Origin of the sequence: Streptomyces musisoli, from assembly GCF_016741855.1 — a bacterium.
Classification (GTDB): Bacteria; Actinomycetota; Actinomycetes; order Streptomycetales; family Streptomycetaceae; genus Streptomyces; species Streptomyces musisoli.
Genome location: NZ_JAERRH010000015.1, coordinates 69,556 through 85,894 on the forward strand (window position 1 = coordinate 69,556; position 16,339 = coordinate 85,894).

The window sequence follows — 16,339 nt, forward strand, 5'->3', positions numbered from 1 at the left end:
GCAGAAGGAACAACCGCTTCATGAAGCTCCGCAGACCCGGCAGAGGCCGCAGCGCCGCCGCCGTCACCACACTCGCCGCACTGCTGGCGACCGGGCTCGGTGCCGCACCGGCCGAGGGCCAGGCCGCCACGACGGTGACCAGGACCAGCCACTCGGCCAAGACCACTCCGGCGCTGACCGCGTCCGCCGCGCAGACCGCGGCCGCCCGGTCGGGCCACCGGGTGGAGATCCTCAGCCTGCGCGACGAGCGCAGCACCACCTACGCCAACCCCGACGGCACGTTCACGGTCAGCGAGTACGTCCAGCCGGTGCGCACCCGCGTCAACGGCAAGTGGACGCCCATCGACACCACGCTGGTCCGGCAGAAGAACGGCTCGTACGCGCCGAAGGCCGCACTGTCCGCGATGGCGTTCTCCGGTGGCGGTGACACGACGTTCGCCGAGATCCAGAAGGACGGGCGCTCACTCTCCCTCGACTGGCAGGAGAAGCTGCCCAAGCCGAAGGTCCACGGTTCCACCGCCACGTACCTCGACGTCCTGCCCGGAGTCGACCTCAAGGTCACCGCGAGCGCCGAGGGCTTCTCGCACGTACTGGTCGTCAAGAACGCCAAGGCGGCCGCCAATCCGGAGCTGGACAGACTGCGGCTCCCGGTCGACACCTCCTCGGTGAAGCTGAAGGAGACCGGTGACGGCGGCCTCACCGCCACCGACACCGGCGACGGCGGCACCGTCTTCGAGGCACCGCAGCCGGTGATGTGGGACTCCAGCCACGCGCCCGTGGACGCACCCGCCACCGACGACGAGAGCACCCAGACGCCCCCCGAGGGCGCCCAGGTCGCCGACGTCGACGTGGACGTCACGTCGGACACGATGACGCTGACGCCCGACGACGGCCTGCTCTCCGACAAGGACACGGTCTACCCGGTCTACATCGACCCCGTGGTCAAGACCGCCAACCGCAGCTCCTGGACCATGGTGTCGTCGCACTACTCCGGCACCTCGTTCTGGAAGTTCGACGACGACGAGGGCGTGGGCCTGTGCCCGTCCGACGTGTCGTACCGCTGCTCCAGCTCCTCCGACGTGAAGCGGCAGTTCTTCGCCATTCCGACCGGCACCTTCGAGGGCAAGCACATCGTCAGTGCCGAGTTCGCCGTGACCCAGGTCTTCACCTACAGCTCCAGCGCCCGCGAGGTGCAGCTGGCCAGGGTCAACAGCACCGGCGCGAGCGCGATCAGTTCGTCCACCACCTGGTCGAACCAGCCCTCCTCCAAGGACACAATCGCCAGCAAGTCCCCCACGGAGACGGCGGGTTCGTGCACGTCGACCAACCAGAACGTGCGCTTCGGCGTGACCGGGACCATCCAGAAGGCGGCCGACAGCGGCTGGGGCACCACCACCTTCCGCCTCAAGGCGGGCAGTGAGTCCGACACGTCGTACTGGAAGCGGTTCTGCGGCAACGCGCATCTCGAGGTGACGTACAACCGGCCGCCGCTGGAGCCCGCCCAGAGCGACCTCAGCATGGTCCCCGGCGACACGTGCGAGTACGGGCACGCCACCGAGCACTACGTGACCGAGGCGCCCACCCTGTACGCGGTCATCAAGGACTACGACCACAACGACACCGGCTCCAACAGCGAGAGCCTCCAGGCGCACTTCAAGGTCTGGTGGACCAGCGGCTCCACCGAGGTCGTCCACTACGCGACGACACCGAAGAAGAGCACCACGGGCACCGGTCAGACCGGCCAGGCCACGTTCAAGTACACCGTCGGCAGCGACATCAGCGGCGACAACGAACCGGGCTTCTCCATCCCGCAGAACACCACCATCGCCTGGTCGGTCCAGGGCTTCGACCAGGAGGACTACGGTCCCTGGTCAACCGACGGCGACCAGACCCGCTGTGAGTTCATCTACGACAACACCAAGCCCAAGTCCGCCACCATCACCTCGGCCGCCTACCCGGCCGACGACGCCTGGCACGCGGGTGTGGGCGACTACGGCTCCTTCACCATGGACTCGCCGTCCGCCGACGTGACCGCGTACTCCTACTACTTCACCGGCCCGCAGGCCGACACCACGAAGAAGAAGGTGACCCCCGCCACCACCGGCGGGCCCGTGACCGTGCGCTGGATGCCGCCGAGCGAGGGCTCCTACACCCTGCACGTCACCGCCATCGACGGCGCGGGCAACCCGCAGAACACCCCGACGGCCTACGTCTTCCTGGTCAGCGACGGCCGCGCGCCCGTGGCCGGCTGGACCCTCGGTGACGCCAAGGGCGCCACGAAGGCGGCCGGCAGCAGCGGATCGCCCGACGCCACCGCGGGTTCCGGGGTGACCTTCGGCGCCACGGGGCCGCTCGGCTCGACCGACACCGCGGCCTCCTTCGACGGCACCGGGAACGCCTACCTCGACGCGGGCGCGCCCGCCGTCGACACCGGCAAGACCTTCTCGGTGAGCGCCTGGGTGATGCTGCCCTCGCTGCCCACCCAGAACATGACCGTCGTCAGCCAGGACGGCACGGCACAACCGGGCTTCGAACTCGGCTACGACGTCGACTCCGCGTCCTGGACCTTCCGCATCCCCATCAGCGACATGGAGACGCTCGGCACCTGGAAGGTCTCCGGCGCGGCGGCCATCCCCAACAGCTGGACCCACCTCATCGGCGTGTACGACGCCGAACTCGGCAAGATGATGCTGTACGTCAACGGTCACCTCGTCGCCGACGACGTCCAGGCCCGCCACACCGTCTGGAACGCGACCGGCGCCCTGCAGATCGGACGCAAGCTCTCGCCCGCCGGCTACATCAACCCGCTTCTGGGCAGCGTCGCCGACGTCAAGCTCCACGACCGGGTCATCCCGCCCACCGAGGGGCAGGAACTCGGCGGGATCCAGCCCCACCAGCTCGCCTACTGGCAGCTGGACCAGGCCGCCGCCGGCGTCTCGCCGGAGACGAACGGCGGTACCGGGCTCTCCCTGGGCGGCGGTGCCTCCGTGTACGTACCGGACGACTCCTGCGACCCCGAGGCCGACCCGGACTGTGTGCCGCCGGCCGCCCCCCTGTGGGGCGACGGGAACCTGGTCCTCAACGGTACGGGCGCGTACGCCACCCGTGCCGGGACAGGACCGCTCTCCGCGCAGGACAGCTTCACCCTGACCGCCCGAGCCCGGCTCGCCTCGGCCGACCCGGCCGTGGACGAGACGGTGCTGTCCCTGGCCGGCGCCAACGGCAGCGCGATCAAGGTCAGGTACCAGACCTCCAGCGACCGCTGGCAGCTGGTGGTGACCAGCGCCGACTCGGCGTCCCCGGTGACCACCACCGTGCTCGACAACGCCGACCCGCCCAGCTCCGAGGGCGACGGCGACCACCTCGCGCTGGTCTACAACGCGGTCTTCGGTGACGTCCTGCTGTACGTCAACGGCACCGCGGTGGCCGACGCGTCCTGGGACAACACCTGGGACTTCAGTACGACGAGCCTCCAGGTCGGCCGTGCGCTGACCGGGAAGACGGCGGGTGAGTACTTCTCCGGCGCCGTCGACGAAGTGCGCATGTACCAGGGTCCGCTGGACGCCTCACTGGTGACGACCGTCGCGGTCCTGCCGGGCGGCGCCAGCATCGTCGAGACCTCGGCGTAACCCATCCGACGCATGGGCGGGCGGCCACGGTGCCGCCCGCCCATCTCGGCATGCGCACCTTTCCTCCATCCTCCCTGATCCAATGGAGAGTTCATGTCCTCGCCTCCCTGGTTCCGGTCGTTGCGACCGGCCCGGCGAAGCGGCCGACGGCGGACGGCGCTGGTCCTCGGACTGGCCCTGTCCATAGGGCTGCTTCCGAGCTACACGCCCCAGGCCGTGGCGGCCCACGACGGCTTGACCAAGCCGAAGACGCAGACGAGCCTCGACAAACCGGTCCGCGGCGAGAACGCCACCGCCAAGACCTTCAAGAAGACCGACCAGGCCGGGAAGGCCGCGGTCAGGAAGACGCACAAGGCGCACTGGCCCGAGGCCGGCAGTGCCGAGGTGCGGCTGTCCGGCAAGGCGGCCAAGGCCGAGGGCCTGCCGCTGACGGCGAAGAGCGCCGGCGGCAAGAAGGGCGCCCACTCCGTCCGGGTCCGCATGCTGAGCCGCAAGGCCGCGCAGGCGGCGGGCGTGGACGGTGTCCTGTTCACCGTCGCCCGCAGCGACGGTGCCCTCGCCAAGGGCGCCGCCCGGGTCACCCTGGACTACTCGGACTTCGCCGGTGCCTTCGGCGGCAACTACGCCTCCCGGCTCCGGCTCGCCCAGTACCCGGCCTGTGTCCTGACCACCCCGCAGAAGAAGTCCTGCTCCACGCCGACGTACCTGAAGAGCAGCAACGACGCGGCGCGGCAGACGGTCTCCGCGACCGTGCAGGCGGCCGGCGACACCTCCGGGCCGTCCACCCAGCTGATCGACGCGGGTGCCACCGGTTCCGCGGCCACGGTCGTGGCGGCCACCTCGGGCAGCGGCGGTGACGGCGGCGACTACAAGGCGACCAGCCTCTCGGCCTCGTCACAGTGGGGCGTCGACGCCAGCTCGGGCGCGTTCACCTGGCAGTACCCGATGAACGTCCCGCCGGTCCCCGGTGGCCTTCAGCCGACGGTCGGACTGAGCTACAACTCGCAGTCCATCGACGGCCAGACCGCGACCACCAACAACCAGGGCTCGTGGGTCGGCCAGGGCTTCTCCTACGACCCCGGCTACATCGAGCGCAGCTACAAGGCGTGTGCCGACGACGGCCACGACGACACCAACGGCGACGAGTGCTGGGCGTTCGACAACGCCACGCTCTCCCTCACCGGCGGCAGCTCCGGTCAGCTCGTCAAGGACGACAAGACCGGCGAGTGGCGGATCGGTTCGGACGACAACTCCAAGGTCGAGCACCTGACCTCCGCCACGAACGGCGACAACAACGGCGAGTACTGGAAGATCACGACTTCCGACGGCACCCAGTACTACTTCGGACTCAACCGGCTGCCCGGCTGGGCGACCGGCAACGAGGAGACCAACTCCACCTGGACCGTGCCGGTCTACGGCGACGACTCCGGTGAGCCCTGCTACAACGCCACCTTCGCCGACGCCTACTGCACCCAGGCCTGGCGGTGGAACCTCGACTACGTCGTCGACCCGCACGGCAACGCCATGTCGTACTTCTACGGCACGGAGACGAACTACTACACGCAGGGCCTGAAGACCACGGAGAACGGCAAGTCCTACATCCGCGGCGGCTACCTCAAGCGCGTCGACTACGGTCAGCGTGACGGCAAGGCGTACTCCACCAAGCCGGCCGCCCAGGTGGTCTTCAGCACCGCCGAGCGCTGCGTCGGTTCCCTGACCGACTGCTCCGCCGGCGCGCTGAAGGACGACACGGCCGCGGACTGGCCGGATGTCCCGTGGGACCAGAACTGCCAGTCCGGCACCAAGTGCCCGGGCCGGAACTCGCCCACCTTCTGGACCCGTAAGAAGCTCACGAAGGTCACCACCCAGATCCGCACCGGTGACTCGACGTACTCGCCGGTCGACGAGTGGAGCCTCACCCACGTCTTCACCGACAACGGCGACGGGTCCAAGTCGCTGTGGCTGAGCAAGATCGACCACACCGGCAAGACGGGTACCGCCGCCTCGGTGCCGTCCGTCGAGCTGTACGGCATCCAGTTGCCCAACCGCGTCGACGAGACCGGCGACAACCTCCAGCCGTTCTACCGCTTCCGCCTGTCGGCCGTGCAGAACGAGTCGGGCGGCGCGCTCAGCGTCAACTACGCCGACAAGCAGTGCACGCCGGGCAACGTCCCGGCGGAGGACTCCTCCACCAAGCGCTGCTTCCCGGTGAAGTGGAGCCCGCCGGGTGTCACCGACCCTATCGTGGACTGGTTCCACAAGTACGTGGTCGACTCGGTCGTCCAGACCGACCTGACCGGCCAGAACCCCGACCAGGTCACCTCGTACACGTACCTCGGCGACGCCGGCTGGCGGAAGACGCCGGCCGACGGCATCACCAAGACCGAGGACCGCACCTGGAGCGACTGGCGCGGCTACGGCAAGGTCCAGGTCGTCACCTCCGCCGGCACCAACGACCCCGCCAACACCAAGACCGAGCACGTCTTCTTCCGGGGCCTCGACGGTGACGTCGACAAGAGCGGCCAGACCCGCTCCGCCACCGTGACCGATTCCAACGGCGTCTCCTACGAGGACACCGACTGGAAGGCCGGCCAGGAGCTGGAGACGATCACCTACAACGGTTCGGCCGTCACCGAGAAGTCGGTGACCGTGCCGTGGACCGCGGTGACCGCGACCGAGACCCACGACTGGGGCACGCACAAGGCCCGTTACGTCGCGACCGGTTCGACCGACGCGTACACCGCGCTCGCGGTCGGTGGCTGGCGGCACACGGCGTCGACGACGACCTACGACGACGCGACCGGCCGCGAGGTGAAGGTCGACGACGCCGGCGAGGTCGGTGTCGCCGACAACCAGTGCACCCGCACCGAGTACGCGGACAGCGCGAGCGCGCACATCTACTCGCTCGTCTCGCGGGTGGAGACGGTCGGCGTCGGCTGCGCCACCACCCCCGACCGCTCCAAGGACGTCATCTCCGACGACCTGACCTACTACGACGGTTCGACGACGCTGGGCGCCGCCCCCACCAAGGGCGACATCACCATGACCAAGCGGCTGTCGGCGCACGACGGCACCACGGCCACGTACCAGACGACCGCTTCGACCACCTACGACGACTACGGCCGTCCGCTGGTGGTGAAGGACGCCGACACCGTCTCGTCCGCGACGAAGTACACGTCCTCGACCGTCTACACGGACACCTACGGCCTGGCGACCAAGGCGACGGTCACCAACGTCAGCGGCTGGACGACGTCTACGGAGTACGCGCCCCAGTGGGGCCAGCCCACGTCGAAGACCGACGAGAACGGCAAGCGGGCCGACCTCGCCTACGACGGCCTCGGCCGTCTGGTCTCGGTCTGGCTTCCGGACCGGCCCAAGGCGAACGGCCTCACCCCCTCCATCAAGTACGAGTACCTGATCCGCGGGGACTCCGGCCCGACCGCCGTCCACACCCAGAAGATCCAGGCCGACGGAACGACGTACGGCAGCGAGTGGGCCCTGTACGACGGCTTCCTCAGGCCCCGTCAGGAGCAGACCGAGGGCCCCGGCGGCGGACGCATGATCGCCGACACCCTCTACGACGGCTCCGGCCGCGTGGTGAAGGTCAACAGCACCTACTACGCCTCCGGTGCTCCGTCCGCGACGCTCTTCCAGCCGGTCAACGCCGACCTGGACGCGCAGACGATCACGGAGTACGACGGTGCGGGCCGCACCACGGCGACCATCGCCAAGGTCCAGGGCACCGAGAAGTACCGCACCACGTACGCCTACGGCGGCGACCGCGTCACGACCACCCCGCCTTCGGGCGGCGTCAAGACGACGGTCGTGACGGACGCCCGCGACCGCATGGCCACCCAGGTCCAGTACCCGGCCGGCGGCACCGCGGTCACCACGTCCTACGGCTACAACGCGGCCGGCCGGCTGACGAAGGTCACGGACGACAAGGGTGACATCTGGTCGTACACCTACGACCAGATGGGCCGCAAGAAGACCGCGACCGACCCCGACACCGGCTCGGCCTCGTACACGTACGACGCCATGGACCGGCAGACCTCGGTCACGCTCAACGGTGACAAGACGTCCACGGTCTACGACGACCTGGGCCGCGCGGTCTCGACCTGGCAGGGCGACGCGAACACCGGCACCAAGCTGTCGGTGACCAAGTACGACACGGCTGCCAAGGGCGAGCTGTACGGCGTCTACACGTACAAGGACGGCGCGGTCTACTCGTCGGTGACCTACCCGGTCCTGGACTCGGACAACGACTACAAGCCGACCTCGACCAAGTACTTCCTGTCCAAGACGGCCGAGCCGCAGCTGGGCGGCACCTACGAGTTCACCACCCAGTACAACCGGGACGGCACGCTCCAGGGCGAGGGCCTGCCGGCGGCGGGTGATCTGGGCGCCGAGGCGCTGTCGTACGTCTACGACGGGCTACAGCGTCCGACCGGCCTGAACACCTCGCTCGCGGGCGGCAGCTACGTCTCCGCCGCGTCGTACTCGCCCACCTCCAACCTGGAGCAGCTGGAGCTGTCCACCGGGGTGTCGGGTGCGCCGAAGACGTGGGTCACCAACTCCTTCGAGGCGGGCACCGACCGGCTGACCAACTCCCGGGTCGACGTCGAGGGCGCGTCGAGCGTCGCGTACGACGCGAACTACACGTACGACGACGCCGGCGACATCCTCTCCATCGCGGACACGCCGACCGGCGGCACGAGCGACGTGCAGTGCTTCGCCTACGACGGCCTCGGACGCCTGTCGTCGTCCTGGACGTCCTCGGTGACGTCCAACGACGCCAAGGGCACCGGCGGCACGGACGCGTCCTGCGCGTCGGGCGCCTCGTCCTCGACGGTGGGCGGCGTCTCCCCGTACTGGACCGAGTACGGCTACGACTCGATCGGCAACCGCACGAGCGAGGTGCGGCACGGCCTGAACGGCGCGCCGACCTCCAGCCGGACGTACGCGTACGGCAAGGGCTCGGGCCCGGACGGCAAGGACTCCGGCCCGCACACGGTGTCGTCGGTCGTGGAGAAGACGGCGGCGACGGCCAACACGCCGGAGGTCACCTCCCAGGACAGCTACCGGTACGACCTCTCGGGCAACACCACCAAGCGCATCCTGGACGGCGACACCCAGTCGCTGGACTGGGACAAGCAGGGCGAGCTGACCACGGTCACGAACGCCGACAACTCGGTGACGACGTACAAGTACGACGCGCAGGGCTCGCGGATCCTCCGGGACTCCCCCACCGAGAAGACGTTCTACCTGCCGGACATGGAACTGCACCTGGACAAGTCCACGTCCCAGGTGACGGCGACGCGCTACTACACCTTCAGCGGCACCACGGTGGCGATGCGGGAGGCGGACGGCGTCCACTTCCTGGCCTCGGACCATCAGGGCACCGCGGAGCTGGCGGTCGACGCCAAGACGGGTGCGACCACCCGTCGCCGTTCCGACCCGTTCGGCAACGAGCGGGACGAGTCCTCGTCGTCGTCCTCGGGCTGGGTCAACGACAAGGGCTTCGTGGGTGGCACCATCGAGGCATCCACCGGACTGGTCACCCTCGGTGCCCGCGAGTACGACGCCGACACGGGCCGCTTCATCTCGGCCGACCCGGTCGTCGACTACACCGACCCGCAGCAGATCAACGGCTACGCGTACGCCGACAACAGCCCCGTGTCGAACAACGACGCGTCGGGTCTGCGGCTGGCCAACTGCGTGGGCGGCTGGAACGAGTGCGGGCCCGGGCCGTCGAAGCACCGGGGCGCGTACACCGACGACCCCGGCGGCCACCCCATGAGCCGTTCGGGTGGCAACACGACGTACACGCCGGCGCAGGCCAAGGCGGACGTAGCCAAGATCGAGGAGGACTCGGCCAAGCAGAGGGCGATCGCGATCGCCAAGGAGCTCGGCAAGATCGCCGCCGACGAGCTGGGCATCACCGACGCGCTGGACTGCTTCACGACCGGCGCCCTCGGCGCCTGCGGCAACACCGCGCTCAACGTCGTGTCCTCCTTCATGGGAGGCGGACCGCTCGCCAAGCTGGCCAAGAAGTACCTGTTCCGCTGGGACAAGGCGGCGGCCCTGGCGAAGCGGGTCTGGGGCCTCGGCAAGAAGCTGATGTCCTCGTTCAACGACTGGCGCAAGAGCCGCAAGGAAGCCAGACGGCTAGAAGCGGCCGCCAAGGAGTGCAACAGCTTCACACCCGGCACGCTGGTGCTGATGGCCGACGGTTCGACCAAGGCCATCGCGGACGTGAGAATCGGCGACAAGGTCCTGGCCACCGACCCGAAGACGGGGAAGACCAAGCCGGAGACCGTCACCGCCGAGATCAAGGGCACCGGCCGCAAGCACCTGGTCAAGGTCACCGTCGACATCGACGGCGAGAAGGGCTCCCGGAAGGCGTCGGTCACCGCGACCGAAGGCCACCCGTTCTGGGTTCCCGCACTGCACGCCTGGCTGCGCGCGACCGACCTGGAGGCGGGCGACTGGCTGCGCACCAGCGCCGGGACGCGGGTGCAGGTCACGGCGGTCAAGCGATGGAGCGCCCAGTCGGTTGCGCACAACCTCACCGTCGCGGACCTGCACACGTACTACGCGGTGGTCGGCGGGACACCGGTTCTCGTACACAACGATCCGGTGGACGTGTGTATCCTGCCGTCTCACGGGATCGACTCGGCGAAGTACCCGGAAACCGCGCAACATGTCGCGGATGCCCAGGCGAACGGTCACTCCAGTGTTCTGACGATCGACCGTGCCGGTGCCAAGCAGAACCGAAAGGACTCCCTGCGCGGCATCAAGACGAAGAAGGGCAAGGACCGTGACGAATACCCGCCCGCCATGTTCAAGGAGGGCGGTACGGGTGCCAGTGTTCGTCATATCGATCCCAGCGACAACCGAGGGGCCGGCTCGACCATGGGCAAGGCGCTCGAGCAATACCCGGACGGAACGAGAGTCGTGATCTATGTCAAGTAAGGATGCTCGGCGAGAGCGCATGTCACCCATCGACCGCCTGCTGGAGATCTCGTCTCCGGCCCTGGCGGACGAGGTGGGGCAGGCCGGTGGATCTCTGGGCGAACTGCTTCGGCGCCGTAACGGTTTCTACGCATTCCTCGGGGCTCTGCACGTATACCCCACGGTGTCCGGCGGCGACGAGATCTCCCAGTCGGACTGGAACTCGGAAGACCTCTGGAAGGGGCAGTACCCCGGCCTCGGCCAGGAGTACACGGCTTTCGCGGAGGACCTTTTCGGCGGCCAGTTCCTGTACTCGGAGTCCGGTGTGTTCCAGCTGGATCCGGAGACCGGGGAGATCGAGGAGATCTCGACCGACATCGAGGGTTGGTGCGCCGCCATCCTCGAAGAGCCGGAGATTCTCACCGGGTATCCCCTGGCAGAGGAATGGCAGGAGCTGCACGGGCAGCTGCCCGCCGGGAAGAGGCTGGCTCCGAGGAAGCCCTTCGTTCTCGGGGGCGAGTTCGCGTGCGACAACCTGATGCTCGTGAACACGGTGGAGAGCCTCAGGTGGCGCGCGGAACTCGCCGCGAAGATCCGTGACGTTCCGGACGGGGGGCAGATCGTCCTTCGTTACGAGTGAGTCTCTCGCGAGATCCACTCCATGCCTCGGCTGCGGGGGAGTCTCACCGGTGGACGACCGGTGGGGCTCCCCCGCCCGCATGAGCGGACCGGCGCCCGCGCGGAGTGTGCGGCACCCGGCGCGGGGTGTGCGGACCGGCGCCTGCCCGGGGTGTGCGGCACCGGGTGTGCGGGTCGGTGCGTGGGGCCCGCCGGTTCGCCGACTTCGGGACACACCCCCCGCTCGGCTTTGACACACACTTCCGCCTGACTTCGAGACACACCTCCCGCTCGGCTGCTGAACCTGGAAGCCGCGGAAACCGGGTCATCCCTGGTAGAGGGCGGCAAGGGTCCGCACCGTCTCGGTGATGCGGTCGCGGAGTTCTGCGGGTGCCATGACCTCGACGTCGCTGCCCAGCCGCAGGAACTCCCCGTGGGCGTGGTCGATCGATTCGATGGGCACCCGGGCCTGCGTCCATCCGTCGCCCGCAGCTGTCACGCCCAGCCGGCGGCAGCCCTCCGGGGTGAGCCGCACCAGAGCCTCCCCGGTGTGCAGCCGGGCACGGAAGTCGGCCAGACAACCGTCCCAGTACGCGGCCAGGCCGAAACCGTCCGGGATGACGAACTGCTCTTCCAGACGCTGGAGTTCGATGATCTGGTCGACCCGGTAGGTGCGTATGCCGGACGGTCCCCCGGCGACCAGGTACCAGCGACCGGCCTTGAGTACGAGCCCGTACGGCTCCACCCGCCGCTCGATCTCCTCCGGCGCCCGCCAGCGCCGGTACCGCAGGACCACCGCACGCTGCTCCCACACCGCGGCGGCGACCTCGCTCAGGTGAGGCGTACGGTCGGCGTCGCCGTACCAGCCGGGGGCGTCGAGCAGGAAGCGTTCCTGGATCCGGCCGGCATGCTCGCGCAGCTCCGCCGGCAGGGCGGCCCGCAGCTTGAGCTGGGCGGTGGCGAGCGCCTCGCCGAGGCCGAGTTCGGCGGCGGTGCCGGGGAGTGCGGCGAGGAACGCGGCCTGGGCCTCGTCCGCGGTCAGTCCGGTGAGACGGGTGCGGTAGCCGTCGACCAGTCGGTAGCCGCCCGCGTGTCCGGCGTCGCCGTACAGCGGGATGCCTGCGCCGCTGAGCGCTTCGACGTCCCGGTAGACGGTCCGGACGGAGACCTCCAGTTCGTCGGCCAGTTGCCGGGCGGTCATCCGTCCCCGGTTCTGGAGCAGCAACAGCAAGGTGACCAGCCGGCTCGCGCGCATGCCGCCAGTATCCACTGACGTGGGATGTCAGCGGAGTGGCCCTAACCTGCGGCGCATGAAGCCGAACTGGACCATGGACCTCACCCGCACCGGGCGGGCCGACGCATGAGCATCGTCGAACTCCGGCAGTACACCCTGCATCCGGGAGCCCGGGAGACGCTGATCGAGCTGTTCGAGCGGGAGTTCGTGACCGGTCAGCAGGCGGCCGGCATCACCGTCGGCGGCCGTTTCCGGGACCTGGACGACCCGAACCGCTTCGTCTGGCTGCGTGCCTTTCCCGACATGGTGCACCGCCGGCGCGCGCTGGAGGCGTTCTACACGGGCCCGGTCTGGTGCAGGCATCGCGATGCGGCCAACGCCACCATGGTCGACAGCGACGACGTCCTGCTGCTGCGCGGTCCGGGCTTCGAGCCGGAGCCGGGTGGCCGCGAGGTGGCCGCGACGATCTGCCGGCCGTCCGACGCGGCTGCCTTCGACGCGTACGCCGCCCGGCACCTGGGCCCGGGCCATGCGCTGCACCGCACCGAACACGCCGAGAACGACTATCCCCGGTTGCCCGTCCGTAGCGGACAGGACGTCCGGGTCTGGTTCGGGCCGGCCGAGCCACCACCGTGGCCGATCCGGCGGCTGCGGCTGGAACCGGTGCCGACATAGGCCGACGTCCCGCCGCGGCCGATCCGGCGGCTGCGGCTGGGACGGGTGACGACGCAGGTCGACGTTCCGCCGCGGCCGATCCGGCGGCTGTGGCGGCGGCTGGGACTCGTGAACTACGTAGGTCCGCGCCGCTACGAGGTCGGGTCTGCCGCGGGCCGGGTCTGCCGCGGGCCGGGTCTGCCGCGGGCCGGGTCTGCCGCGGGCCGGGTCTGTCGCGGGCGGCATCGCGCGGCGCTGGTGAACGGGCGGCGCCCGGCGCTCACGATCGGACGAGAGGCCGCCAGTACTGTTCCGTGCCCTTCTCCCTGACGGTGTAGCCGAGTTCCTCGGCCGCCTGCGTCAACCGGTGAACGTCACGACCGGACTTGCGTTTCAGCGCCTCCCTGCGAGCGGCCAGCACGGCACTGGCCTCCGGGCGCGGGACGTCCGAGCCGGGATCCCACTTCTGGAACAGTTCGGCGTAGGGGTCGCTGCCGTGCCAGGGATATCCGTGTCTGCGGAAGGCGGCGGCGATGCTCTGGCCGGGGGCGGCGTGGGCGCCTCTGACCACTTGCCTGGAGTCGTGGTCCAGGACGACCAGTTGTCCTCCGTCCAGGAAGACGGCCGACACGTCCTCGCGGTCGATGGCCTGACGCCAGTCGTCGGTCCCGGCCTCGACCCGGACGTCTGTGAGCGTGACGGTCAACGACTCCGAGAGGGCGACGAAGGCGAACACGACCCCGAGCACGAAGCCGCCGCCCATGAACGCCATCACCTGCCAGGTCGCCTCGGCGGAGGCGAGGAACTCGAGGACGACCCGGAACGGAAGCTTCGGCCAGTCGATGATCTGACGAGCCAGAAACGGCAGGAAGAGGCCGAGCGCGGTGCCGAACAGCGGCATGCCCACCAGAACCAGTATCTGATCGGAGCGCGGGTGGCCCAGCACCGTGGCGGCAGGGGCGTCGGGGGCGGATGTGGAGACCTGTTCGTGCGGCTGTCTGCTGGCCATGTCTCGCATGCTAAGAGCGTCCGGGCGGAAGCGGGCAGTAGCCGAAGGTCGATGAACCGCAGACCTTCGGCAACGGGGTGCCGATGCCGAGGGACCAAAGATCGAGGCGCCGATGCCGAAGGACTTAAAGATCGTGGTGTGGATGTCGGGGGACGAAGGACCGTCGACGTCGATGCCGGGGACGAAGGACCATCGCGGTCGATGCCGGGGGGCGAAAGACCAGCGCGGTCGATACCGGGGGGCGAAGGACCATCGCGGTCGACGCCGGGGGACGAAGGAAGGACCGTCCGGTGTCCGGCGCGTCCGCGCACCGTATGCAAAGCGCGCTGGACGGCCGCCCCGGGTCGGTTGCGGCAGCCCGTTCCGTACCCTGGCGGCATGCGCATGCGTCCCACTCTGAGCTGGATCCCGCCCGAGGATCTGCCGCCGGGTACCACGGATCTGAAGCCGGTCGCCAATGCGCTGAGCAACGGTGACGTGCTGGTGCTCAGCGGGGCGGGCCTCTCCACGGAGTCGGGCATCCCCGACTACCGGGGCGAGGGCGGGAGCCTGCGCCGGCACACCCCGATGACATACCAGGACTTCACGGCCGCCGCCCAGGCCCGGCGGCGGTACTGGGCCCGCAGCCACCTCGGCTGGCGTACCTTCGGCCGCGCCCGCCCCAACGCCGGGCACCGGGCCGTGGCGGCGTTCGGGCGACACGGCCTGCTCTCGGGTGTGATCACCCAGAACGTCGACGGCCTGCACCAGAACGCCGGCAGCGAGGGCGTCGTGGAACTCCACGGAAGCCTGGACCGGGTCGTCTGCCTCTCGTGCGGCGCCTTCAGCCCGCGCCGCGAACTCGCCCGGCGGCTGGAGGAGGCCAATCCGGGCTTCGATCCGGTGGCCGCCGGCATCAACCCGGACGGTGACGCCGACCTCACCGACGAGCAGGTGGCGGACTTCCGTGTGCTGCCCTGCACGGTCTGCGGCGGCATCCTCAAACCGGACGTGGTGTTCTTCGGCGAGGCCGTTCCACCGCAGCGGGTCGAGCACTGCCGCCGACTGGTCCGCGAAGCGTCGTCACTCCTGGTCCTTGGCTCCTCGCTGACGGTGATGTCCGGGCTGCGGTTCGTCCGCCAGGCGGCGCAGGCCGGGAAGCCGGTGCTGATCGTCAACCGGGACCCGACCCGCGGCGACCCGCACGCCCTCACCCGCGTGGCGCTCCCGCTGGGTACGGCACTGACCACCGTGGCGGACCGGCTGGGCGTCCCCACCGACGGCCCGGCGGCAGCGCCGGTGCGGCCGTGAGAACGCGCCCGTAACGGACGGCCCGCTGCCGCGCCCTCACACAGGTGGCGATGGCGAGCCTTGACACCGACACCGCCGATGCGGGCCCACGCCGTGGCGCGTCGGCCGGCTTCACGACGCCGCCATCCGTCAACTGACGCCGCCATCCGTCAACTACTCGCCGGCGCCTGCCGGAATGCGACGGTTACTGCACAGCACCCGAAGTGGCACACCCGCGCGCGAGCAACCCCTGGACGCGCCCTGGTTACTTGCTCAATGATTCGACGCACGGAATGTGGCAGCTCGAACCAATGCCTCAGAGATGCAAACGAAGCCGGCACCTGGGAGACTGGGAGCGGAGGAATGTCTTCGTTGTTCACGTGACTCCCGGTCGGGAGAGCATCCCGGACGGCACCCGAAGGGCGGCCGTCCGGTGATTCCCGGGGTCACGTCCAGGTCAGGGCAGGGCACATGTCCTGGACGCTTCAGTCTCTGGTGGAACGGCGACCAGCGCAACAAGGGCGTCTGCAACGCGTTCGACAGGGAGTTCGACGCCCAGGGCAGGCTGGTGCGCGGACAGCCCCATTCCGGACCCAGCTGGAACTTCTTCCTGATGGCCGATCCGGACAAGGGCATCTGAGTCGCCATCAGCGTTCTGTCGCTCTTTTCGGAGGCGGCCCATGCCTTTCGAGATTCTGTCCGACGTGACGACCACACAAAATCAATGGCGGTTCTGCGTCAACTGCCAGGGTCTGTTCTGGAACCCCGAGCAGTTGCCTGACGGCACGCCGAGGCCCAACAGCGGCTGGGGAGGCTGCCCGGGAGGTCACTTCAACGGGGCGGGCCACGTGGCGGCGGGATGGGAGTTCTACCTGCCGGCCCGCCCGTAGTACGGCTCCGGACCAGCCCCCGGCCCAGCCCCGGCAGCCGACCGGGGGTAAGGCGCTGCCCGTCACCGAGTTCTACGACCAG

The 16,339-nt window shown here is 69.4% G+C and carries 9 protein-coding genes; 7 read left to right on the top strand and 2 right to left on the bottom strand.

The genetic code is table 11. From position 1 onward, the window contains the following. The first annotated feature begins 20 nt into the window (after window positions 1-20). From JK361_RS30165 to JK361_RS30175, 3 genes are all read left to right on the top strand, one after another. A complete protein-coding gene (locus tag JK361_RS30165) occupies window positions 21-3,629 on the top strand; it encodes a LamG-like jellyroll fold domain-containing protein (protein ID WP_201824143.1) in 3,609 nt (1,202 codons plus the stop codon). Window positions 3,630-3,722: 93 nt separating this feature from the next. Continuing rightward, on the top strand, window positions 3,723-10,604 hold the full coding sequence (locus JK361_RS30170) for a polymorphic toxin-type HINT domain-containing protein (protein ID WP_201824145.1): 6,882 nt from the start codon (window positions 3,723-3,725) through the stop codon (window positions 10,602-10,604). A gap of 19 nt (window positions 10,605-10,623) precedes the next feature. Then, window positions 10,624-11,223, top strand: a complete 600-nt coding sequence (locus JK361_RS30175; RefSeq protein WP_201824147.1) for a hypothetical protein — start codon at window positions 10,624-10,626, stop codon at window positions 11,221-11,223. 303 nt (window positions 11,224-11,526) lie between these two features. Here the strand turns inward: JK361_RS30175 and JK361_RS30180 are convergent, their stop codons facing one another. Then, complete coding sequence (locus tag JK361_RS30180) at window positions 11,527-12,456, bottom strand: helix-turn-helix transcriptional regulator (RefSeq protein WP_201824149.1); 930 nt, start codon at window positions 12,454-12,456, stop codon at window positions 11,527-11,529. A gap of 105 nt (window positions 12,457-12,561) precedes the next feature. On the opposite strand from JK361_RS30180, the gene JK361_RS30185 reads away from it, so the two are divergent. After that, complete coding sequence (locus JK361_RS30185; protein ID WP_201824151.1) at window positions 12,562-13,110, top strand: NIPSNAP family protein; 549 nt, start codon at window positions 12,562-12,564, stop codon at window positions 13,108-13,110. 259 nt (window positions 13,111-13,369) lie between these two features. Here JK361_RS30185 and JK361_RS30190 read toward each other — a convergent pair whose 3' ends face one another. Further along, window positions 13,370-14,098: a YqeB family protein gene (locus JK361_RS30190; RefSeq protein WP_201824153.1), complete on the bottom strand. Its 729-nt coding sequence runs from the start codon at window positions 14,096-14,098 to the stop codon at window positions 13,370-13,372. A gap of 378 nt (window positions 14,099-14,476) precedes the next feature. Here JK361_RS30190 and JK361_RS30195 point away from each other — a divergent pair, with 378 nt between their 5' ends. The 3 genes from JK361_RS30195 to JK361_RS30205 all read left to right on the top strand — a co-directional run bounded on the left by JK361_RS30195 (window position 14,477) and on the right by JK361_RS30205 (window position 16,257). Next, window positions 14,477-15,388: an NAD-dependent protein deacetylase gene (locus JK361_RS30195; RefSeq protein WP_201824155.1), complete on the top strand. Its 912-nt coding sequence runs from the start codon at window positions 14,477-14,479 to the stop codon at window positions 15,386-15,388. Between the two features lie 412 nt (window positions 15,389-15,800). Further along, window positions 15,801-16,007: a hypothetical protein gene (locus JK361_RS30200; protein ID WP_201824157.1), complete on the top strand. Its 207-nt coding sequence runs from the start codon at window positions 15,801-15,803 to the stop codon at window positions 16,005-16,007. 40 nt (window positions 16,008-16,047) lie between these two features. Then, window positions 16,048-16,257: a hypothetical protein gene (locus JK361_RS30205; protein WP_201824159.1), complete on the top strand. Its 210-nt coding sequence runs from the start codon at window positions 16,048-16,050 to the stop codon at window positions 16,255-16,257. The last annotated feature ends 82 nt before the right edge of the window (window positions 16,258-16,339 follow it).

Excerpts from the sequence above, each read along its gene's own strand:
- JK361_RS30165 (WP_201824143.1), top strand. The coding sequence starts at position 21 with ATGAAGCTCCGCAGACCCGGCAGAGGCCGCAGCGCCGCCGCCGTCACC.
- JK361_RS30170 (WP_201824145.1), top strand. The coding sequence starts at position 3,723 with ATGTCCTCGCCTCCCTGGTTCCGGTCGTTGCGACCGGCCCGGCGAAGC.
- JK361_RS30175 (WP_201824147.1), top strand. The coding sequence starts at position 10,624 with ATGTCACCCATCGACCGCCTGCTGGAGATCTCGTCTCCGGCCCTGGCG.
- JK361_RS30180 (WP_201824149.1), bottom strand. The coding sequence starts at position 12,456 with ATGCGCGCGAGCCGGCTGGTCACCTTGCTGTTGCTGCTCCAGAACCGG.
- JK361_RS30185 (WP_201824151.1), top strand. The coding sequence starts at position 12,562 with ATGAGCATCGTCGAACTCCGGCAGTACACCCTGCATCCGGGAGCCCGG.
- JK361_RS30190 (WP_201824153.1), bottom strand. The coding sequence starts at position 14,098 with ATGGCCAGCAGACAGCCGCACGAACAGGTCTCCACATCCGCCCCCGAC.
- JK361_RS30195 (WP_201824155.1), top strand. The coding sequence starts at position 14,477 with ATGCGCATGCGTCCCACTCTGAGCTGGATCCCGCCCGAGGATCTGCCG.
- JK361_RS30205 (WP_201824159.1), top strand. The coding sequence starts at position 16,048 with ATGCCTTTCGAGATTCTGTCCGACGTGACGACCACACAAAATCAATGG.